At 50.3% G+C, this 20,664-nt stretch carries 18 protein-coding genes; 10 read left to right on the forward strand and 8 right to left on the reverse strand.

Annotated elements, in window-relative coordinates; translation table 11 throughout:
• Positions 1-107: 107 nt before the first annotated feature.
• A complete protein-coding gene (locus D568_RS0117355) occupies positions 108-692 on the reverse strand; it encodes a GNAT family N-acetyltransferase (RefSeq protein WP_020210878.1) in 585 nt (194 codons plus the stop codon).
• Between the two features lie 123 nt (positions 693-815).
• On the opposite strand from D568_RS0117355, the gene D568_RS0117360 reads away from it, so the two are divergent.
• Complete coding sequence (locus D568_RS0117360; RefSeq protein WP_020210879.1) at positions 816-1,802, forward strand: alpha/beta fold hydrolase; 987 nt, start codon at positions 816-818, stop codon at positions 1,800-1,802.
• A 58-nt stretch (positions 1,803-1,860) separates the two neighbouring features.
• On the opposite strand, the gene D568_RS22290 is transcribed toward D568_RS0117360, so the two are convergent.
• Positions 1,861-2,016, reverse strand: a complete 156-nt coding sequence (locus D568_RS22290; RefSeq protein ID WP_157497987.1) for a helix-turn-helix domain-containing protein — start codon at positions 2,014-2,016, stop codon at positions 1,861-1,863.
• Between the two features lie 123 nt (positions 2,017-2,139).
• Positions 2,140-2,718 (reverse strand): LysE family translocator, encoded by a 579-nt coding sequence (locus D568_RS0117365; protein WP_020210880.1) that lies wholly within the window; start codon positions 2,716-2,718, stop codon positions 2,140-2,142.
• A 195-nt stretch (positions 2,719-2,913) separates the two neighbouring features.
• Between D568_RS0117365 and D568_RS0117370 the strand changes: the two genes are divergently transcribed.
• The gene (locus D568_RS0117370) at positions 2,914-4,311 is read left to right on the forward strand and encodes an aminotransferase-like domain-containing protein (protein WP_020210881.1); all 1,398 of its coding nucleotides are present in this window, start codon (positions 2,914-2,916) and stop codon (positions 4,309-4,311) included.
• A gap of 16 nt (positions 4,312-4,327) precedes the next feature.
• Here the strand turns inward: D568_RS0117370 and D568_RS0117375 are convergent, their stop codons facing one another.
• From D568_RS0117375 to D568_RS0117385, 3 genes are all read right to left on the reverse strand, one after another.
• Positions 4,328-4,597, reverse strand: coding sequence for a hypothetical protein (locus D568_RS0117375; RefSeq protein WP_020210882.1), 270 nt, complete (start codon positions 4,595-4,597; stop codon positions 4,328-4,330).
• Positions 4,598-4,666: 69 nt separating this feature from the next.
• Positions 4,667-5,305, reverse strand: coding sequence for a 2-polyprenyl-3-methyl-6-methoxy-1,4-benzoquinone monooxygenase (gene coq7 / locus D568_RS0117380; RefSeq protein WP_020210883.1), 639 nt, complete (start codon positions 5,303-5,305; stop codon positions 4,667-4,669).
• 26 nt (positions 5,306-5,331) lie between these two features.
• Positions 5,332-6,060, reverse strand: a complete 729-nt coding sequence (locus D568_RS0117385; RefSeq protein ID WP_020210884.1) for a hypothetical protein — start codon at positions 6,058-6,060, stop codon at positions 5,332-5,334.
• 106 nt (positions 6,061-6,166) lie between these two features.
• Here D568_RS0117385 and D568_RS0117390 point away from each other — a divergent pair, with 106 nt between their 5' ends.
• Both D568_RS0117390 and D568_RS0117395 read left to right on the forward strand, forming a co-directional pair.
• A complete protein-coding gene (locus tag D568_RS0117390) occupies positions 6,167-7,648 on the forward strand; it encodes an AAA family ATPase (RefSeq protein WP_020210885.1) in 1,482 nt (493 codons plus the stop codon).
• Positions 7,648-8,250 carry an arylesterase gene (locus tag D568_RS0117395; protein WP_020210886.1) on the forward strand — a complete coding sequence of 201 codons (603 nt, stop codon included), beginning with the start codon at positions 7,648-7,650 and terminating at the stop codon, positions 8,248-8,250. Before D568_RS0117390 ends, D568_RS0117395 begins: the two co-directional genes overlap by 1 nt.
• A 58-nt stretch (positions 8,251-8,308) precedes the next feature.
• On the opposite strand, the gene D568_RS0117400 is transcribed toward D568_RS0117395, so the two are convergent.
• Positions 8,309-10,108 carry an arylsulfatase gene (locus D568_RS0117400; protein WP_020210887.1) on the reverse strand — a complete coding sequence of 600 codons (1,800 nt, stop codon included), beginning with the start codon at positions 10,106-10,108 and terminating at the stop codon, positions 8,309-8,311.
• 143 nt (positions 10,109-10,251) lie between these two features.
• The gene (locus D568_RS0117405) at positions 10,252-13,296 is read right to left on the reverse strand and encodes a TonB-dependent receptor (protein WP_020210888.1); all 3,045 of its coding nucleotides are present in this window, start codon (positions 13,294-13,296) and stop codon (positions 10,252-10,254) included.
• A 542-nt stretch (positions 13,297-13,838) separates the two neighbouring features.
• Here D568_RS0117405 and D568_RS21280 point away from each other — a divergent pair.
• The 6 genes from D568_RS21280 (at position 13,839) to D568_RS0117435 (ending at position 20,664) form a co-directional block, all read left to right on the forward strand.
• Entirely contained in the window at positions 13,839-15,758 is a 1,920-nt protein-coding gene (locus D568_RS21280) for a sulfatase-like hydrolase/transferase (RefSeq protein ID WP_169334813.1), read from the forward strand.
• A 554-nt stretch (positions 15,759-16,312) separates the two neighbouring features.
• On the forward strand, positions 16,313-17,791 hold the full coding sequence (locus D568_RS20620) for an alpha/beta fold hydrolase (RefSeq protein WP_020210890.1): 1,479 nt from the start codon (positions 16,313-16,315) through the stop codon (positions 17,789-17,791).
• The gene (locus D568_RS0117420; RefSeq protein ID WP_020210891.1) at positions 17,788-18,519 is read left to right on the forward strand and encodes an ABC transporter ATP-binding protein; all 732 of its coding nucleotides are present in this window, start codon (positions 17,788-17,790) and stop codon (positions 18,517-18,519) included. The genes D568_RS20620 and D568_RS0117420 overlap by 4 nt, the downstream gene beginning before the upstream one ends.
• Positions 18,509-19,672 carry an ABC transporter permease gene (locus tag D568_RS0117425; RefSeq protein ID WP_020210892.1) on the forward strand — a complete coding sequence of 388 codons (1,164 nt, stop codon included), beginning with the start codon at positions 18,509-18,511 and terminating at the stop codon, positions 19,670-19,672. Before D568_RS0117420 ends, D568_RS0117425 begins: the two co-directional genes overlap by 11 nt.
• Entirely contained in the window at positions 19,665-20,456 is a 792-nt protein-coding gene (locus D568_RS21285) for an alpha/beta hydrolase (RefSeq protein WP_020210893.1), read from the forward strand. The genes D568_RS0117425 and D568_RS21285 overlap by 8 nt, the downstream gene beginning before the upstream one ends.
• Positions 20,449-20,664: an RNA-binding S4 domain-containing protein gene (locus D568_RS0117435; RefSeq protein WP_020210894.1), complete on the forward strand. Its 216-nt coding sequence runs from the start codon at positions 20,449-20,451 to the stop codon at positions 20,662-20,664. The genes D568_RS21285 and D568_RS0117435 overlap by 8 nt, the downstream gene beginning before the upstream one ends.

Raw genomic sequence — 20,664 nt, forward strand, 5'->3', positions numbered from 1 at the left:
GCGACTGCCAGCATTTAGGAAATGCCAGACTAGACGCTAAGGGTGTAAACGGTTAACCGCCAAGCTGCATACGTATGCAGACAAATTGAATACGTATGCAGGTTAAATCAGGCGTCAGAATGGGTGGCGTGCCAGCGCTCGCGGGTCAGGCTGAACAGCGCCTGCTCGGCCAGCGGGTGTTGTGGGTCTATATCCGGGTGTAAAAAGTTTTGGTCACTGGGCTGCATGTTTAACCGCAGCATAACCGCGCGCGAACGGAAATTATTCTGCGCCGTAAAAGCCACTACCTCAGAAAAGCCCAGAGCATTAAAGCCAAATTCCAAAGCCGCTTGTGCCGCCTCGGTGGCGTAGCCCTGGCGCCAGTAGGGGCGAGCCAGACGCCATGCGATTTCAATACAGGGGCTGAAGGGTAAGTTTTTGCTGGGAATATTGAAGCCGGTAAAACCGATAAACTCCCCGCTGGTGGTCATTTCCAAAGCCCATAATCCCCAGCCGCGTTTGGCAATATCCAACTGACACTTATGTGCCAAAGCATTACTGGCCGTTGTGGTTAAAGTGGATGGGAAAAAAGCCATGACCTCAGGGTGTCGGTTCATGCTGGCAAAGGCAGGGTAGTCAGAGAGGTGCCATTGGCGCAACCTTAACCTGGAACTTGAAAGTTCGATGGTGGGAAGCTCGCCATCGTTTTGCATTATGTTTTGTAAAAGTATCTGGCTGTTCACAAGAGTTTGATCTGTCAGATGTTATTGTAATGAGGACCATTGCTTGCACCAATGAACCAACGCAAGTGTACACCATAGCGCACAGGAGTCTGCATGAAAAATCCGTCATTAATTGTGGCTAGTTGTCTATTATGGCTATCAATGGGGAGCTTGGCACAAGAGCCCTCATTTGACGCGCGGTTAAGCGAGTACCCTTACCCCTATCCCGTGCATAATTATGAGTTTACTTCCCAGCGCCAGTCTCTTGAGATGGCGTATATGCACCTACCCGCTGCTCAAGGCAAAAAAACCGTGGTTTTGATGCACGGTAAGAACTTCGCTTCCGACTACTGGCAAAAAACCGCGCAATATTTACACGACCGTGGCTACGGGGTCTTAATGCCCGATCAAGTCGGCTTTGGTAAGTCTTCAAAGCCCGCGCATTATCAGTTTAGTGCCGAGGCCTTGGTAGCCAATACTTATGCGTTGGTGCAAAAGCTGAAGATTAATAAACCTATACTAATGGGACACTCTATGGGAGGTATGCTGGCCAGTCGTTATGCGCTCAATTACGCCGCTCAGGTCAGTGAGTTGGTGTTGGTTAACCCCGTAGGGCTGGAGGATTATTTAAAATATGTCGACTATAAAGACCCGCAATTTTTCTATCACAATGAATTGAATAAAACCGCGGCTGATGTGATTGCTTACCAACAAAAGAATTATTACGACGGCAAATGGAGCGACGAATACGAAGCTTTGACTACTATCCATAAAGGGTGGATCAATGGCCCGGACTGGCAGACGGTTGCGTGGAACAACGCCCAAACCTACGACGTGATTTTTACCGGTGCGGTGATCAACGAATTTGAGCAACTGAGCATGCCGGTGCATTTAATTATTGGCACCCGTGATACCACAGGCCCTGGCCGAGGTTGGAAGAAACCTGGTGTTACACGCACTTTAGGGCAATACGATCAGCTTGGTAAAACGGCTGCGGAGAAAATCCCGAATGCGACACTGCACGAGTTAGAAGGGATTGGTCACATGCCGCAATTTGAAGCCTTTGATCGCTATCGGAAAATTCTTAATACTATTTTTTAATGTTTTAAGGCAAATATCTACAACTGCAATGTGGCGGTAATACCTCAAAACTCAAACGCTACATCGGATACGGGGGGCGGCTGCGTAAAAGTTCGCAGGCTACCAAGGTGCGAAGCCTGATAATGTACTCGCGTGGGCTGGCACCAAAGGTGTTAACAATGCGTCGCTCTAACTGCCTTTGAGAAAAGCCAAATCGTTTGGCAATATCGGGGATGCTAAGGCGCTCAGCGTATTGAAGGGTTTTCTCGTTATTTGTTAAGTCGGTATTTTACATCCCCACCACGGCAGAGCTTACTCTGCCGTGGTGGGGATGACAGTAAACTCTTAATAGTGGTAGCTAAAAAATCAATACCACGCAGCTTAATAACAAGAGCGCCATCACCCGGTTAAACCACACCAACCGGGCCCCCACGCTTAGCCACTGGCGCAAGGCCAACCCACCCAGATTCCAGGCTAGCAGCAGGGGCAGAGCGGTTATGGCAAAAGTGACCAGCAATAGTGCCATGTTGGAATGTACTACCCCGGCGGTGATTAACGACAGGCACATCATCCAGGCTTTGGGGTTGACCCATTGAAAGGCCGCTCCCTGCCAGAACCCCAAAGGTTTACCAACACTGCCTGCGGGGCTGTTGGCACTTCGCGTCTGTAACAACTTAATCACTAAATAGGCAAGAAAACCCGCACTGACCAAACGCATGATAGTCAGGCTTAATGGGTAGCGCACAAACACTTCTTCCAAGCCGGTAGCGAGTGCAAGCAGCATTACGAGACAGCCAATAATAATGCCTGCCAGCAAAGGCAAAGAGCGGCGCACGCCGAAGTTAACACCGGAGTTCAGCAATAAAAAGTTGTTGGGGCCGGGGGTGCCGACCATCACCATAATAATGCTTACCTGAGCCAGTAACGTCTCGTTCATGGGGCCTTTTCCTTATGCCTGCGATAAAGGCACAGAATAGGGCTTGAAGGTCTTGCCGGTACAGATGCAACAAATGATAATTGCTGCGGTACAGATTTTTTTGTTTGGTAACTGTACCGGTGTTGGTGTCGGCAACTGTACTGCTGCGTCTGGCTGCTCTAACGTACACTGATGGCCATCAAGAGAGGTGCCCCAATGCTTTACCGCGAACTAGCCAATCACTTACAGACTTTAATTGAAGATGGCGTCTACCCAGCGGCAAAGGCCCTGCCCGGAGTGCGCAAGCTCAGTCAACAGCATAAGGTGAGTGTTTCTACCGCTGTAAATGCCTGCCAGGAGCTGGAACGCAGGGGGCTTTTACAAGCCAAGCCGCGTTCGGGCTACTTTGTCTGCCAGGCAGCGCCCAAACACAAGCCACCGCGCATACGTTCTGTGAGTAAAACACCTAGGCCCGTGTCCGGCCAAGAGCGTGTGTTGCAACTGGTACAAGCCGCCAACAACCCTAAAATGGTCAACCTGGGCACGGCTATTCCCGCCGCCGATTTTTTGCCGGTTAATGTCATTGAAAAAGCCTTTCGCCAGGTGTGGCGTGAGCAGCGTAAACGCTGCGTGGGCTATGAATTTCCGCCAGGGGCACCAGAGTTACGAACTCATATCGCTCGGCATCTGGCCAGTTTGCAGTGTCGGGTGAGTCCGGAGCAGGTGTTGATTACTAACAGTTGCCAAGAGTCGATCGCCATTGCGCTTAAACAAATCACCCGCCCCGGCGATATAGTGGTGCTGGAATCGCCCACCTATTACGGCTTGCTGCAAGTGGTGGAGCAGCTGGGGTTAAAAGCGTTAGAAATTCCTACCGACCCCGCCGAGGGGTTATCTCTGGGGGCACTGGAGCTGGCGTTAGAAAGCTGGCCCGTGGCCGCTTGCGTTTTTGTGCCAAGTTTTTCTAATCCGATGGGGACCTGTCTGTCCGATGAGCGTAAAAAAGAGTTGTTACGCCTGCTGGAAAAACACAATGTGCCCTTGGTAGAAGATGATATTTACGGTGAGTTACCGCTTAATGGTGCGAGACCTCGGCCGGTAAAAAGCTGGGATACGAAAGGCTTGGTTTACTATTGCTCCTCGTCCTCCAAAACATTGGCGGCAGGGCTGCGGGTAGGTTGGCTGGTGCCGGGTAAAAATATTCAGCGCGCCGAATATCTGCAGTTTATCAACACCGTCAGTGTCAATACCCCGGCCCAATTAGCGTTGGCCGAAGTGCTGGATAAAAGCCGTTATCAACGGTTAATTCGCAGCATGTGCAGTGATTATTCGCTCGCTGTAGCTCGGATGACCGAGAGGGTCAGTCAGTTGTTTCCACCTGATACCCGCATCAGCCGTCCGGCGGGAGGGTTTGTTCTGTGGGTTGAATTACCGGGCAAGATCAATACCTCCGAGCGATTGCAAAGTGCCATGGAGGCGGGGGTCAGCTTTGCCCCCGGGAGCCTATTCTCGGCAACGGAAAAGTTCGGTAACTGTTTGCGCTTAAATTGCGCGGTTAAGTGGGATGCGCGGGTCGAACGTGGGCTGTTGACTCTGGCGAAACTATTTAGCTAGAGGTTTAGCCAGTCATCTAGAGGTTTAGCCAAATCTGGCCCGAGATGACCAGCACAGCAATCAGCGCCCAGCCTGTGTACAGCAAGAGCGTTTCCGATATTTTCCCCTGGCGATAGCAGCGAAAACCCAGTAATAAAACCGACGCGATTACGGTTTGCAATAACAATAACCAGGTCGCCTTATACGCACTGGTCATCGTCGGTTCCAGCCCCGCCAGCAGGGCTATTAAGCCGACAATGGCAAAGGTAAATAGTAGCCAGCTGAAAATTTTGAGGTAGTGCAGCACCGGTAAAGAACCCTATGAGTCAGCGTAAATAATACGATCTTTTAAAGTCTACTCATTGTTGTTTGGCGGTTATAGGTAGTAACTGGCTTTAGTCATGGCTTTGGAGGTCAGTGTCATGGTGGCTTTGAGGGGGGCAGGGAAACGCACACCGCCAGATTCTATGGCCGTGTGCGCGTGGCGGGCCTCATCTTCGAGCATTTGTTCAACAATTACACGAGACTTTTCATCCTGCGCGGGTAAACTTTTAAGGTGTGATTCCAGGTGTTTACAAACCTGTTCTTCGGTGGCGGCCACAAAACCTAAGCTGATTTTGTCACTGATCAAGCCGGCTGTTGCTCCTATGGCGAATGAGGCGGTATACCAAAGGGGGTTCAAATAGCTGGTATGGCTGTCAAGCTCCTCCAGCCGCTGTTGGCACCAGAAGAGGTGATCTTCCTCTTCGTCTGCGGCTTCCTGCATTTGCTCTCGTACTTGAGGCAGTTTGGCGGTTAAAGCCTGGCCTTCATACAGGCCCTGTGCGCAGACTTCTCCCGCATGGTTTACCCGCATCAAACCCGCCGCATGGCGCTTTTCTGCAAGGTCGAGATCCGATTCAGGCGTGTTGCAAGCTGGGCTCGGACGGGTTTTGACCGCCCGACCACCGGCCATGGCTTTAAGGGTGCGGTCAGCTTTGAGTACCAGTTGGTCAAGCAATGAGTGATTGAGCATGAAAGGTCCTGCGCTGCGGTTATTGACTAGTGTTGAAGTATGCCATGTTTGTCCACTACCTTCTGCAGCTCGCGGGTAAAATCTTCGGCTATGGCCTGGTGGCGAACGTGCAGCAGGGGGCCTGCTTCGATCTCAAGTAGTTGGCCATTGTTATAAACCTGCCCACTTAAGTTGATTTTCTGGGCTGCCGCCTGAAAAGAAATTTGAGGGCCAATGCAATGCGTGATGCGGCCAAAAGACAGCATTCGCAAACCTGTTTCGTAGGAATTAACCGCAAAAAAGGCCGGAGTTTGGCCTGTTTTTTCGATCATGGTATTAAGCCATATTTCGCTGGCCGTGCTGCCAGTGATGTAACAAATGTTATGCTCCGAGTGCAACAGGTCGCTAGCGGTTAAAGGCCCCTGTTCACGGCTCCAGATATTCATTGTGCTAATGCCGACCACTACGTTAATTGGAATGAGCTGATGATTTTCAACCTCGGACTGATCGAAAAACCGAGTAATGCGAGCGCATTCCCCGTCGCTGGTGCCCGAGCGAGCTTCCGCCAGGGCGCGCTTGATAGGGCGGTGAAGCATCTCGAACTGATACCCTAGGTTGGCAAAAGCCAGCTCATAATAACGCCGGATTTCAATCGCCGCAGGCATATCTTCGGGGAGTGAGCAAGTAAAGGTAATTGTCGGGGTATGGGGAGAGGGTTGAGCCTGGACACCAGAGGCAACAAATAAGCACAGGAACAAGATAAAATAGTGGGTCACAAGAGTAGGCTCGGGCCAAAACAGTCCAAATTCTAGCGGCTATGGTCTGTCAGTCAAGTTGCAATTGCGTGACAGGCCCATCATGAAAAGAAAAATGAGGTGTTAGGTGCAATCAATTACGGAAATTAAACAAATCATGGATGCCAGTATTCCGCTGGTTGTGATTGAGACCTTTGAGGAAAAAAAAGTTGAAGAGATGCTGTTGGCCGTTGCGCGTGAGCGCTTTGCCAAGCTTGCTCGGTGGAGCCTCACCGATGGTTTAAGCACGTTAAGTTTTGGCCCTCAGGTGGTGGCGAAAGAAACCAAGTTTAATGAGCCTGTGGAGTTGCTGCGCCATATTAAATCTTCCCACGAAGCCTGCATTTACGTGTTATGTGACTTTCATCCTTTTTTGCAAGACCAGCCAGAAGTGGTGCGTTTAATTAAAGATATTGCGTTGAATCATTTAGCGGTACCTAACACCTTAATTTTTGTCAGCCATCGCTTAAAACTGCCGCAAGAGTTATCGCGCTATGCCACGGGTTTTGCTATGCCCTTACCCAGCGACGACAAAATATTGAATCTGGTGCGAGAAGAGGCGAAGCTTTGGTCGCAAAAACACGGCGATGCGCGAATTAAAACCGATAGTGTTACCTTGAAAAAACTGGTGGCAACCTTACAAGGGTTAAGCGTGAGCGATGTACGCCGTTTGGTGCGGTCTGCCATTTGGGACGACGGCGCCATCTCGGCCAGTGATTTACCGCGTATTAATAAAAGTAAGTTTCAGCTTTTGGATTTGGAAGGAATTGTCAGCTTTGAGTCGGAAGTGGACGATTTTGCCAATGTCGGCGGGCTGCATAATTTGAAAAGCTGGCTTGAACAGCGCCGTGAAGCGTTTGTAAACAGTGAATCCAGTCTGGATAAGCCCAAGGGAATTTTGCTGCTGGGGGTACAGGGCGGTGGTAAAAGTTTAGCCGCTAAAGCGGTGGCGGGAATGTGGGGACTGGCATTGCTGCGGCTGGATATGGGCGCGCTGTTTAATAAATACATCGGTGAAACAGAACGCAATTTACGCGAGGCGCTGCAGCTGGCCGATGCCATGTCGCCCTGCGTGTTATGGATGGATGAAATTGAAAAAGCCATGAGCCAGGAATCCTCCGACAATGGCACGGCGCAGCGTTTATTGGGTACCTTATTGACCTGGATGGCCGAGCGCCCCAGTCGAGTGTTTATTGTGGCCACCAGTAACGACATCAGTCGTTTGCCCCCCGAGTTAATTCGTAAAGGTCGGCTGGATGAAATCTTTTTTGTGGATTTACCCGAGGCTGCCGTGCGCGAAGATATTTTCGCGATTCATTTGGCAAAACGACAGCTCCATTGCGCTGACTATGATTTGGCCGCGTTGAGTGAGGCCAGTGCCGGGTTTAACGGTGCTGAAATTGAGCAGGCTGTAGTCGCTGCGGTATTTGCCGCTCAGGCTGAAGAGACGGCCGTAACCACTGATTCACTCATCGCGCAATGTGAAAGCACCAGCCCTTTGTCGGTGGTGATGCAAGAAAAAATTGCCCATTTACGCCACTGGGCGGCTGAACGCACGGTGCCTGCATAATGCTAAAGCGTTGTTATTTATTTTTGTTGTGTTGTTTTCTTGCGGCCTGCTCACCGGGCCCCGAGCTTGAGTCTCTGGAGCAACATGCGGTGGTGCTGGCGTTCGGCGATAGCCTGACCTATGGCACCGGCGCTGCCGAAGGGCAGGGCTACCCGGAGCAACTGGCGGCGATGATACATCGTACCGTGGTGAATCGTGGTATTCCCGGGGAGGTATCGGCCGAAGGGCTCGCCCGTCTGCCTGCGGTGCTGGACGAGATACAGCCGAGCCTGCTGCTTTTGTGTCATGGCGGCAATGATATTTTGCGTTCACTCGATATGACGGCGATGCACAATAACCTGCAAGCGATGATCGACCTGGCCCACGCGCGTGGCGTGCAGGTGGTTTTAATGGGGGTGCCTAAGCGTTCTTTACTGCTGCGCGAAGAACCGATTTATGAACGGCTGGCAGAACACAATCAGATACCGCTGCAAGGGGATGTCGTGGCCGATGTGTTAGGTGACAGTGATTTACGATCAGACCGGGTGCATCCGAATGCACAGGGTTATCGAGTTATGGCAGAAAAAATAGACCAACTGTTGCGCGACACGGGGGCGTTATAAGCATTAAAAGCCGATGCAGGAGCGACACCCCGCATCGGCTTCACATTCACTGACTCATTCAGCTTTTGGCTTTGTCCGCTAAAAGCTCTATCGTTAATCCTTTCACTTCCAGATTGTTCCCCTCGCTGTCTTGACCAAACTCCAATTGCAGATCGCCGCTGCCGGGCGATAAAAGCAGCGTCAGAGTTTTTTCAGCCCAACTTTGGGTGGGGGCTTCACCGGTCTCGGCGAGGCGCTTACCCTCGCGGACTTTGCTTACGTGCGGTGTAAAAGTGGTTATGTCAGCGCTCTGCTCTGCGACATGCAGCTTGGCTGTGCCTTTGTAGTCGCCATTGGGGGTGCTGTAGTGCACGGTTATTTGATAGCGCCCCTGTCGGGTGATCTCAACAGGCCAACTGGCGCGTCCCGGCTTTTGCTGATTGCTGATCAGCCAATCGTGGGACCAGCCATCCCGAAAGCGATAATCAACCCCTTCCTGCACAATTTCTGCTTCGTGTGCCGGTAGCTCAGTGTTAGGGGCGGCGGCTAAACCTAATGGAATCGGCAAGGGGGTGTAATCACTTAAACGTGTAGCCTTATACCACTGCTCGTAGCGGGTTTTCAGCTGGGCAAGTGTAGCCGTATGGTCGCTGCTGACATCCTGTTTTTGCGCCGGGTCATGGCTTAGGTTGTAAAGCTGCCACTGCCCACTGTGATCCACAATGGCCGCCCAGTCGCCTTGACGAATAGCGCCAGGAGACAGCTGAACCGGGTTTTCGCTGGGGCGACGTGTGTTCCTGAAATGGTGAGTAAACAGCGCTCGCTCGCTCAGGTTGTTCTCTTTTTGTTGCAAAACCGGGCTTAAATCGACTCCGTGAATAGGCTTTTCAGATTTAATCGGTATGCCTGCCAGCGAGAGTAACGTCGGCAAAATGTCGATGTGTTGCCCCGGTACCTGCGTTTGTAGTGCCGGTAACTTTTCTGGCCACCAAATGACAAAAGGCACGCGCACGCCGCCTTCGTCCAGCTTACCTTTCCAGCCTTTTAAGTGGCCGTTGTAGCGCGAATTACCACCGGGAAACGCGGGGCCGTTATCCGATAAATAAACAATAATGGTGTTTTTATCTTTGCCTTGTTGTTCCAGGCTTTGGGTTAAGCGCTCAATATTCTGGTCAATATTTTCCATCATGCCGTAGACACTGGCGTCCACATTATCCAAACCCATGGCCGCGTATTTGTCGAACAGGGATTGCGGTAATTCAAAAGGGCTGTGAGGGGTATTGAAGCTCAGCATGGTAAAAAACGGCTGATGACTTTGCGCCATAAAGTCTATGGCTTTATCGGTCAGTCGGTCGGGTAAATAGCCGGTGAAAGGAATTTTGCTGCGATTGTGAGTGATTTCACCGTCAAAGTAGTCGGTGATGTGGCCATCGGCAAAACCGTAGAATTCTTCAAAGCCCTGGCCGTTAGGGTTGTATGGGTATTGCAGACCGTTGTGCCATTTACCGAATAAGCCCGTGCGGTATCCCGCCCGCTGTAAATGCTCGGCAAGGGTGGTTTCGTCACTCAACATTTTTTCGCCGCCGCGGGTAACACTGAACACGCCGGTGGACAGGGAGTGACGGCCGGTAAGAACACTGGCTCGGGTTGGTGAGCAAACCGGGCTGGCGTAAAAACGGTCGAAACGTACGCCTTGGTTCATTAACTTATCAAGACCGGGAGTTGTCAGTATTTTATTGCCGTGGGCGGATAAATCCCCCCAGCCCTGATCATCAGTAATGATCAGTACGATATTAGGAAGTTGGCTCGAACGCTCTTCAGCCTGTATGGCACTGCTAAAAACCGTTAGGAAACACATAACAATTAAAAAGTGTCGCATGAGGAGTCTCGCTTTAACTGCGTATTACGAACAAAAAGGGCGCAGCAACCAGGTTGCCGCGCCTAAGCGATGCCCAGAGGAGATCAAACCTGAGCGATTCCGGGGCTTGCCTATCCAGCCCCGGTGAATGGAGGTGTTAGGTGTTAAAACGTCGCCCGAACACCCACGGTGTAGCGGGTTTCGTACTCGTTTTGCCACGCGAACTGATCTTTCCATTCAAGGTAGTAGGTTTCTTTTTCTCCCGTCAGGTTAGAGGCGTTCAGAAAGACACTGATGTTGTCGTTAATGTCGTAACTGGCCGAGGCATCTACGTAAGCGGTGGAGTCTTGCCACAATGTGCCCTCACCCCAGGTTTGGTTAAAGCCAACGACGCGCTCACTGCGGAAGTTGTAAGCCAGTCGAGCCTGGAACGGCCCCGCTTCATACCAACCGACCAAGTTAATAACGTCTTTAGAATTGTCCTGGAAGGGCAGGTCATCACCATTCAAACCCTGATTGCCTGATGAACTGGGCGAGTAAGTGTAGTTTGCATCTACACCGAACCCGGCTAAAAGGTCGTTATCAACAAAGTCGGCAAAAGCCAGCTTAGCGGCTAACTCGATACCCTTAAGCACACCGCCATCGCCTTGAACACTGGTAGAAACCGGAACTTCGCGACGCACGACCCCATCTTGGTCAGGAAGGGCCATGGTCACAGAGCCACTTTCGATAAAGCTTTCAACATCGATGTAGAACCAGCCGGCTGATAATGCACTGGCACCACCTAAGTAATACTCCAACGAAATGTCATAGTTCGTGGCTTGCCAGGGATCTAACTCTGGGTTGCCGCTTGAGGATGCGGTGGTAACAATAAATTTGTTATAGGTTTCGCTCTCTGGATTCGAGTCAATGGCATAGCTGGGTGACAAGCCGCCCCCCCATTGAGCCAAATTAAGCGGGGCAACAGTGCGAGTCAGTGAGCTACGCAGTACTAGGTTATCGCTTAAATCAAAGCGCAAATTCAGTGATGGCAACAGATGATCAATCGAACGCTCGGTGGTTATATCGCCAGCATCCTGAGACGCGGCACCATAAGGCTGTGCGGCACCCACTTCATTTTGAACTACCGTTAGATCGGAATTCACGGCTTTGAGACCAAAGTTACCACTCATGATTCCGGTTTCAAAATTGGCTTTTAGATAATAGCTAAGCTCTTCGAGTTGCACATTGTAAGAGCGCCCCGGATTTACGGCCCGGTAAGTACCAGGGTACAACCCATCATGATAAGACTCGACGTTTTTCATGCTGGTTGGATCAACCGTCCAAATGGCGGGTATGCCCGTAACGCTACCAAAATCAGATACCTGCACAGCGTTTAAGGTTGAGATAGGGGTAGGGATGCCAGCGGTGTAATAATTTTCACCATCGCTATCTGTACAGGCTCCTTCGATTCCGCCCCCGTTTAAAATAACGTCGGTCGCTTTCCATTTTACGCCACAGCCGTTGGCACCTACTGGTGATAATAGGTCGAATTCAAAGTTGTCGACTTCTCGGTCACTGAGGCGGGCACCAAACTCAAGTGAGGTAATAAACGAACCATCAAAACGATATTCACCGTCGAAACGAGCGACATTCAGCTCTCCCTCTCGACTAAAGTTATTCTCTGAGGTGAGCGCCCCTAAAGAATAACTATTAACATCGCTAATATAATCGGCAATGCTGCGGGCGGCTCCCATTGACTCACCGTTAGGGCCAATATTGGCATTATTTTCAAAACCGCTCCAGCTTGGTGAGTCCCCTTGATAGTTTACGGTTAATGTCGGATAACCGAGGTACCCGTTCGGGTTGGTTTGTAGTTGTCCATCGGCGCAATCGCCTTGTTCACCTGCAGTGCCGGCGGGATAATATTGACACTCCACACCCCACTGATTTCCCTTAGCCATATCGATATCCATATAGCTATTCAAGCGTTCTTGCTCGGCAGTGCCGTGAACTAAACGCGCAGATCCGGTGAAGGCTCCACCGTTGTCGTAATTCAGTTCAATATTGTAGTTTTGTGACTCGGATGTTTGGGTTTGTACCGCTGAATAGGATTTTATCCGGCGCCCATTGCCTGTGTATTCCTGTACGGTAACAAGATTTCGATTGTTGGCAATAGCATCTTTTTCGCTGGTAACGGTAGGGTCGAACCAGCCCCAACGCTGCCATTTATCTGAATGGTCAATGCCGGTCATGTAATCATTGTCTTCGAGGTCTGTGATTAAAGCCTCGGCAATCAATTCAAAACCCGCACCCATATCCACCTGAACGGCCAAGTTTGCGCCTGTACGTTCGCGTTCAGTCTCACGATAGAAAGCTCTGTGCCCCTGATAAGCCCAGTAGGTCTCACCCAAGTCTCCATCCCCATTTATATCAACACCGCCATCGGTCACTCGATCTGCAAATGTAGGATTGTTGGCGTCGACCCAATTATAGGATGAGTTTTCACCGGCAAAGCCCGACCAGCCTGCACTCGAACCGCCGCCACTGATGCCTGCGTAGTAATTAGCAAGGGTGGCCTCTTGTTGGCTTACCGACGCTAAAACACCAATACGGTCTGATTTCCAGTTCAATACAAGGTTGGCGGATGGGTCTGTTTCTTGGGTGTCGTCACCCTGGGAGACAGAGGCGGCGCCAGAAATTGTAAATCCGTCGTCAAAATCAAACGGGCGGTAAGTTTGTAAATCTACGATGCCGGTAATGCCGCCTGCGTTCATATCGGCGGTTTGCGACTTAGCAACCTCAGCGCCAGAGAACAGTTGAGAGGGGATATCACTGTAGTTCGGCTGGACCGAAGTTAATGAGTTGGCCCCTAAGTAAGACTCGCCATTTAACGTCGTCAGAACCTGAGGCATGCCGCGAATATTCAAGGAGGTACCTTCACCGGCCGAGCGGCGAATTTGAACCCCACTGATGCGTTGCAGCGAGTCAGAGATGGTCACATCGGGCAGTTTACCAATGTCTTCTGCAGAGATGGCATCCACCACTGAGTCGGCATCGCGTTTGATGTTAACGGCATTTTCCTGAGCGGCACGCACCCCTGTTACAACAACTTCCTCAAGGAGTTGGCTGTTTTCTTCTTGGGCGAAGCTCGGGTGGTAACTTCCAGCTAGCACAGTCGCAGAAATAATTGCCGCCAGTTCTTTTCGGGCAAAGATGTTACGGATCATGGGTGTGACTCCTTATCGTTATATGTTTTTCTACTGTAAATGTTCTCAACTTACAGAGGCGCAACAAAGTGTAATCGATTACAAATATATGTAAATTTGCCGCTGTACTTGATCGCAGTTGTAAAAAAGATTTTACTTATAAAAAGGCGGTTGAGCGCTTTCAATTAGTATATTTATACGCTACAGCCTCTTGTAACCAAATTCACTAATACTTATACAGATGGTGAAATCGGTTACATTAAATTAAACTAATAATTTTTAAACTGCAAGAAAATTTTCCTTAAATGGAACCGGTTTGTGCTGCATTACAAAACTAGGAACACTCCTTTATCGGGGGGGCTATAACTCTAGGCTGGGATGGCTAGGGTGGCTCAATTTTGGGGGCAGAAAGCGGGATTAGTGGGCGGTGCAAGGCTAACTGGCCAGGAGGATGACTAATTAGACGAGGTGACGGGCGGTCCGGCACACCGCTATTTACTGTCATGCTGCGAGCGAAGCTAAACACCCCGATACAAATAAAATACTTAAGTCGAGGTAAATATATGAAGAGCAACTTAACGATTTTTCTATGCATTGTCTTACTGATCTACACAAGAGCTAGTCACGCGCTGGAAATGGAAAATCTGTCAAGTTCAAGTGGGGCTGAGCTTTTGAGTAAGCCTAATTTTTTATTGATTCAGGTAGATGATCTTGGTTATGACGATTTGGCTATTCACGGTAATAGAGTGATTGAGACACCTTCATTGGATCAGTTGGCAAGAGAATCAGTGCGGTTTGAGAACTTTTATGTTTCATCTGTCTGCGCCCCCACCCGAGCTTCGCTTCTGACCGGACGTCATTTTTGGCGTACAGGCGTTTCGGGGGTTCATGCTGGGCGGGATTTTATTCACCTAAGTGAAACTCTACTTCCTGAATTGTTGCAAGAGAATGGTTATGCGACGGGTATGTGGGGAAAGTGGCACAGTGGTAAGACCCAGGGCTACATGCCTTGGGACAGAGGTTTTGAGGAGGCATATTATGCAACCCTTTATAATTATTTTGACAATAACGGTCTTCTGAACGGTAAGGAGGTGAGCACGAAGGGGTTTGCCACTAATGTAATTACGGATATGGCAATTGACTTTCTGGCTCGCCACCAAGATAAACAGTTTTTTGCTTATGTTCCTTACATGGCACCTCATAATCCTTGGCGAGCTCCTGCCGAGCATATCGCCCATTATCAGAGCAAAGGTTACTCTTACGCCGCTGCTTCACTTTTTGGGATGATAGACAACCTAGATGATAATATTGGCCGATTACTTTCTGCTTTGGATGAGTACCAATTAGCTGATACCACCGTAGTGATCTTTCTAAGTGATAATGGTCCTTGGGTGAAGAGTTATCGTTTCGGTTTAAACGAAGAGGAGTGGAATCTTCGTAACCCGAGTCAGCGGCGGGGCATGAAAAGCAAAAACTGGGAGAACGGCATTAAATCTCCACTATTTGTTCGTTGGGGTAAGCATTATTCCCCCGAGGGTATACAAGTCGGTGCGAGTGCCGAGGATATATTTCCTACCATTATGCAACTAGCTGGCATTGATATAGATCCGAATCTGAACATTGATGGTCGGAGCCTGATTCCAGCGCTTGAAGGAAGAGAAATTGCTGAAAAAAGCGTCATTAATGCTTGGGCTAGTCCTTTGTCGCAAACACCAGCAAACAATATGGATACTTCAGGCTTCTATCGACCTCTTACTGAAAGCTATCGTAAATCACTCAAATTTGAACAGCAGCGTTTAGCCATTAGAAGGGGAAATTACAAATTTATTAAAAACGAAATCAAAGCAGGCGATAACGAGTTATTTGATGTTATTGCAGATCCAAAAGAGCATCGTAATCTGGTCGAGTTTAAGCCTGAAATCGCAAAATCTTTAAATAAAGAGCTAGAGCTCTGGTTTGAAGAGATTGCTAATGAAGCTCACGCTATGAAGATGCCCGTTTTTCAAATCGGTCTTGATGGCCAAATTGTTAGTCAGATTTTGGCTTATGCGCCCTCTGATCTAAGTCGTGAGTTAAATAATCATGACCATTATCTCGCGAACTGGACTAAAACCGGTCTTTGGGCTGATTACCACATTGAGGTGCATACCCCGGGTGAGTACGATGTCTATTTAATGACCAGAATGAGCAGTCATGAAGGGAAGGTTTTTTCCGTCCAAGTAGAATCTGAAGAGACGGCAGCCACATTGAGTAACGCCAAAACCAGACCGATAGGTTTTTTGCTAAGAAATGAAAGTGCCTATTGGGACAATTTTGATAAATATGAAACTATTAGTAAAGATATTAAAAATTCATATCTCGGTAAGTTGGTAATAAACTCAGGCGAGAATACTCTACGGGTTTCTCTTCAGGAGTTAATGCCTGGGGCTAATGCTGAAAAGCAGGATCAGTTGATAGCGCTTCAGCTAGTTCGCCGCGAGTAAATGGGGCGGGTTTAACGCCTTTGGGCGTTCAAGATTATCAAATGTTGTAAGTAGGCAGTTAGGAGCGGTTCTGCTGACAAGGGTATTGGCTGATAGGCAGAGGGGGCTGAGAGGTTTCTCTTTTCCAGTAGCTTCCGGTTTTAGTAATCCGAATCGATTACTGCCAATCATTTAATGGCCATTGTTTAACTGCAATAATAAGTGTGGGATTACGGTAGAGTTATGAATTAAATTGGGCGTTAGTTGGAGTTTTCTCTGCCCCATAGGCGCGAGTCACGAAGCAAATGACGTAAAATTATTTTGTGAGTTTCTCTACCGTTTTCACAGTGTCAAAGTAATGTTGTCCCTCCGTTAGCTAATTCTTTTCTTGAGTGTAAAACTACAATACAGTACAGAGGTTGTACCAGAGCAAGTGATTTTCGGTCCTGAAACGGCATAACTTAGCTATATCATGGCGACTTCACCTAGGGTGGAAGGAGTGGAAACACTTGATCGAGGCGGGCGAAAATTTCCGAATACATACATTACCCAAACGAAATACATGGAGAGGTCACGTGGATAATAAGTTATTGAGTAACATGATTCTGTCCACAATCATATCGATAGGGTTGATGGCCTGCGGAGATCAGGGAAAATACGGACGCTTTCAAACAGTGATTTTAACACCCTGTGAGCGCCATGACGGTACTCCACCTATTGTTAATGGTGCTGAATGTGGCACTTTGTCGGTACCGCTGGACCCGCAGGCAGCGAACGGCGAACAGATCAATCTTGCCATTAAGCGCTGGCCGGCTATTAGCTCCGTGGCCGAGCCCGACCCTGTCTTTATTATTGCCGGGGGGCCGGGGCAATCGGCGATTGATGTCTCAGACCGGCTGTTGCCGGTATTTTTTAATCTGCGGAAAAAGCGCGATATTGTGTTTGTGGATCAGCGCGGCACCGGCCAGTCTTCGTCTTTGCACTGCGAGCTAAAACACAATTTATCGTTGGCTCAGTTAAGCACCGATTCTGAGGCGCAAACCCTTGCCGAACTTAAACAGTGCGCTGCGCAGCATCAGACGCTCGCCCCGTTTATGCTCACCGATTACGCGGTTGCCGATTTAGACTCTGTGCGCAGCGCACTTGGTTATACTCAGGTTAATGTGTGGGGCGGGTCTTACGGTACGCGAGTGGCACTTCGTTATATGGCGCAGTACCCCAAAGCAGTGCGTTCGGCCGTGTTGGATGGCCTTGCGCCACCTGACATGTCGGTGCCCTATAGTTTGGGCGCGGGGGCGAATCAGGCCTTGGCGACTGTGTCTGACGAATGCCTTGCCCGGCACGATTGCGCTGCGCGCTACGGCAATATTGAAGCGCACGCTAAAAAGCTTGGGCAGCAGTTGTTAGCCGAACCTGTCAGCTTAACCATCGATAACCCACTAACCGGCGAGCCCGAAACCATCCTGCTTGATGCCAATAAGTTTTCCGCGTTGGTGCGCATGGCACTGTACGATCGCATTATGTCCCGCTTGCTGCCTTACACCATTCACGCCGCTGCCGGGGGGAACTTTGAGCCTGTGGCGGCCTTAGTGAGTCAGTTTTTAGGCGACGATAGCCAGTTAAATATCGCCATGGGAATGCACCTGAGCATCATGTGCAATGAAGACGCAGGAGTGAGCCCAAAACCACAGCAAGAGAATTTTTTAGGTGTCGATTTGGCAAAAATCCTGTTGCAGGCCTGTGAGTTCTGGCCAGAGGCCAGAGTTGCCGAAAATTACTACAACCCTGTGTCTGCGAATGTGCCTGTGCTGTTACTTTCCGGCACCGCCGATCCGGTCACGCCACCTAAACGGGGCAATGAGGTTGCACAACATTTGCCGAATGCCACGCATTTGGTGGCCGTTGGTGCCCATCATGGCGTCACCTTGCAAACCTGTGCTGGCAGTGTGGTTACGGAGTTTATTCGTGATCTAACCGTCAGCGAACGCAGCCGTGGTTGTATTGAGTCCATGGTGCCTATGCCGGCCTTTTTGCACGGAGGGGCCGACGCATGATTGAGATCAATAACGTTAGCAAACACTTTGGTTCGGTCACCGCTCTGGATGGCGTGTCGCTGCAAATCAACGATGGTGAAATTGTTGGCTTGCTGGGGTTAAACGGCGCGGGTAAATCTACCCTCATGCGCATGACCTACGGGCTGGTGCAACCCTCGGGTGGCGAGATTTATATTGATGGCATTAACGCGGTTACGGAGCCTGAGCGCACCCGCTCGTTGCTGGGGGTGCTGCCTGACAATGCCGGTTTGTACAAACGCTTAACGGCGCGAGAAAACATTCTCTATTTTGGCCGCCTGCAGGGCATGGATGAGAATGAGTTGAACGAATCCTGCGATCACCTGATGGACATTTTAGGTATGGATACCATTGCCGGGCGCTATGCGGATGGGTTCTCGCTAGGTGAGCGAATGAAAACCGCATTGGCGCGGGCGATTGTGCATAAACCCAAACATATTCTGTTGGATGAGCCTACCAATGGCCTGGATGTGATTACCACCCGCGCGGTGCGCAAGCTGCTGCGCCAGCAAAAAGCGGCGGGGCGTTCGGTGTTATTTTCCAGCCACTTAATGTACGAGGTTGAAAACCTTTGCGATCGCGTGCTGGTGATTGCAGGAGGCAAACTGGTCGCTGGGGGTACGGTAGCCGAAGTGGTGCAGGCCGCCGGTTGCTCTAATTTAGAGGATGCCTTTGTCACGCTGTCGCAGGAGCCTAGCCATGTGGTTTAAGCAAATAAAGGCGGTATGCCGTAAAGAAATTAAAGATGCCATCCGCGATAAACGAGCCATGAAACTCGCATTTTTGCCGCCGGTGTATATGGTCGTGTTTTTTGCCATGGGCATTGGCATGGCCATTCATTTTCAAAATACCGAAGAGCGTAATATCGAACTGTCGGTGGCAGGCAACAACCAGGCCCTTACTGATTTTCTGCGTGAAAACCGGTTGGATATAAAAGCAGCCCCCGAAGACGCTTACGGCGCGGTGGAGCGCGGCGAGCTCGACTATGCATTAATTCTCGACGCAGTCCCGGAGTCCGGCAACCCGCGCACGCCGCGTGTGGCCACCTTGGTGTACAACGCCTCGAATCAAAACGTGCACGGCCCGGTGGGAGAGGTTCGCCGTTTACTCTACCAGTACAACGGCACAGAGGCGGCGCTTAATGTTATGGCGCGCGGCTTAAGCCCCGAGCTGATTAACCCATTGAGAGTTCGCGATGCCAATGTTGCCACCGAACAGCAAATGGGCGGGCTTATTCTCGGGGGCGTGCCTTTACTGCTGTTAATGTGCGCCATGATGGGCAGCATGGGGTTTGCTGCGGATATGACCGCTGGCGAGCGCGAGCGTCGCTCCCTGGAGCCGTTATTAATTAATCCGGTGTCATCTTTGGTGCTGATTACCGGCAAGTGGGCCACCGCTGTGCTGCTGACATTGGCGGTGGTATTGCTGTGCTTACTGTTGCTTGCCATTGCCCTTTATTTTTTGCCGTTTAACCAAATGGGTTTGCGCGTAGAAGTTGGCCCTTTGGCACTGGCCGGTATATTTTTAGCGTTAATTCCCGTGGCATTTATTGCCGCTGCCCTGCAGTTGGCACTGGGGATTTTGTCGCGTTCTTTTAAAGATGCACAAACCTATATGGGCTTTTTAATTCTTCTGCCGATGGTGCCGTTTTTTGTGATGATCACGAACCCCGGTTTATACCAAAGCTGGCATTTGTGGGTGCCTATGCTGGGTCATCAAACGGTGCTGAAAGGCTTATTACTTGGCGAAACGGCTCCGGCTCTCGCTTATCCAGCTTTTTGGTTAAGTGCCGTACCGGTTACGTTACTGGCACTGTGGGCCGCAGGGCGACAACTGCGACGGGCGAAAATAATTTATGGCTAAGATTATCGTTTTACTCTGGGCTCTGGCGTTACTGCCTGGTTGTTACTACCTGCAGCAACCAGCCACACCCATGCCGCAAGCTTACTACCCGGCGCAACAGGGGTATGAGGTGTCTGAAGTGCCGCCTGTGCAGCGTCAGCGCGACTTACTGGTGATGCTGCCGGGCATGGGTGATGGTATTGACCGCTTTGCTCACGAAGGGCTGGTGCAGCAGGTGGCACAAGCGCAACTGCCTGTGGATGTGGTCGTGGTCAATGCGCATTTTAACTACTATCGCTCGCGTACACTGCTTACTCGTTTGCAGCAAGATGTGATAAACCCTGCCAAAGCCATGGGCTATCAGCGTGTGCATTTAGCCGGTGTGTCTCTCGGCGGGTTCGGTGCTCTGGTATACTGGCGCGATGTCATTGATGCTGCGCAAGACACTAACACGGCAGAAAAAGGCCCGGGGGCGGTACTGCTACTAACGCCCTATTTGGGTGAGCCCGAATACTATCAGCACCTTTTGCAGAAAAACTCTCAGGCGCAAGCAGTTAACGAGGAGAAAAACCTCTGGCCCTGGCTTGAGTCGCAAAACCTGCGTGAGCGCAAACAGTGGTATTTAGGCAGTGCCCAGCAAGATGAGTTTTATACGGCAAACCAGCTGCTGGCCGAGCGCCTTCGGCAAAGCAATACCGCAACCGTTAATGGTGGCCACAACTGGCAGTCCTGGCGTGAGCTGTGGCCTACACTGTTACGCCAACTTAAGCGTGACTATTATTCCAAGGTAAACAATTATGAGTAACACCTTCCCTCTTGACGGAAGCGAATTCATCACCCTCAATAACTTGCTAAAAGTCGAAGGTTGGGTGGAAAGCGGCGCAGTTGCCAAGCAGGTTATCGATGCCGGCATGGTCAGTGTAAACGGCGTTATTGAAACCCGTAAACGCTGCAAAATTACCGCCGGGCAAGAAGTGTCGTTCAACGGCGAAAGTATCACGGTGGTGGAGTAA

The organism is Gilvimarinus chinensis DSM 19667 (assembly GCF_000377745.1).
GTDB classification, from domain to species: Bacteria; Pseudomonadota; Gammaproteobacteria; order Pseudomonadales; family Cellvibrionaceae; genus Gilvimarinus; species Gilvimarinus chinensis.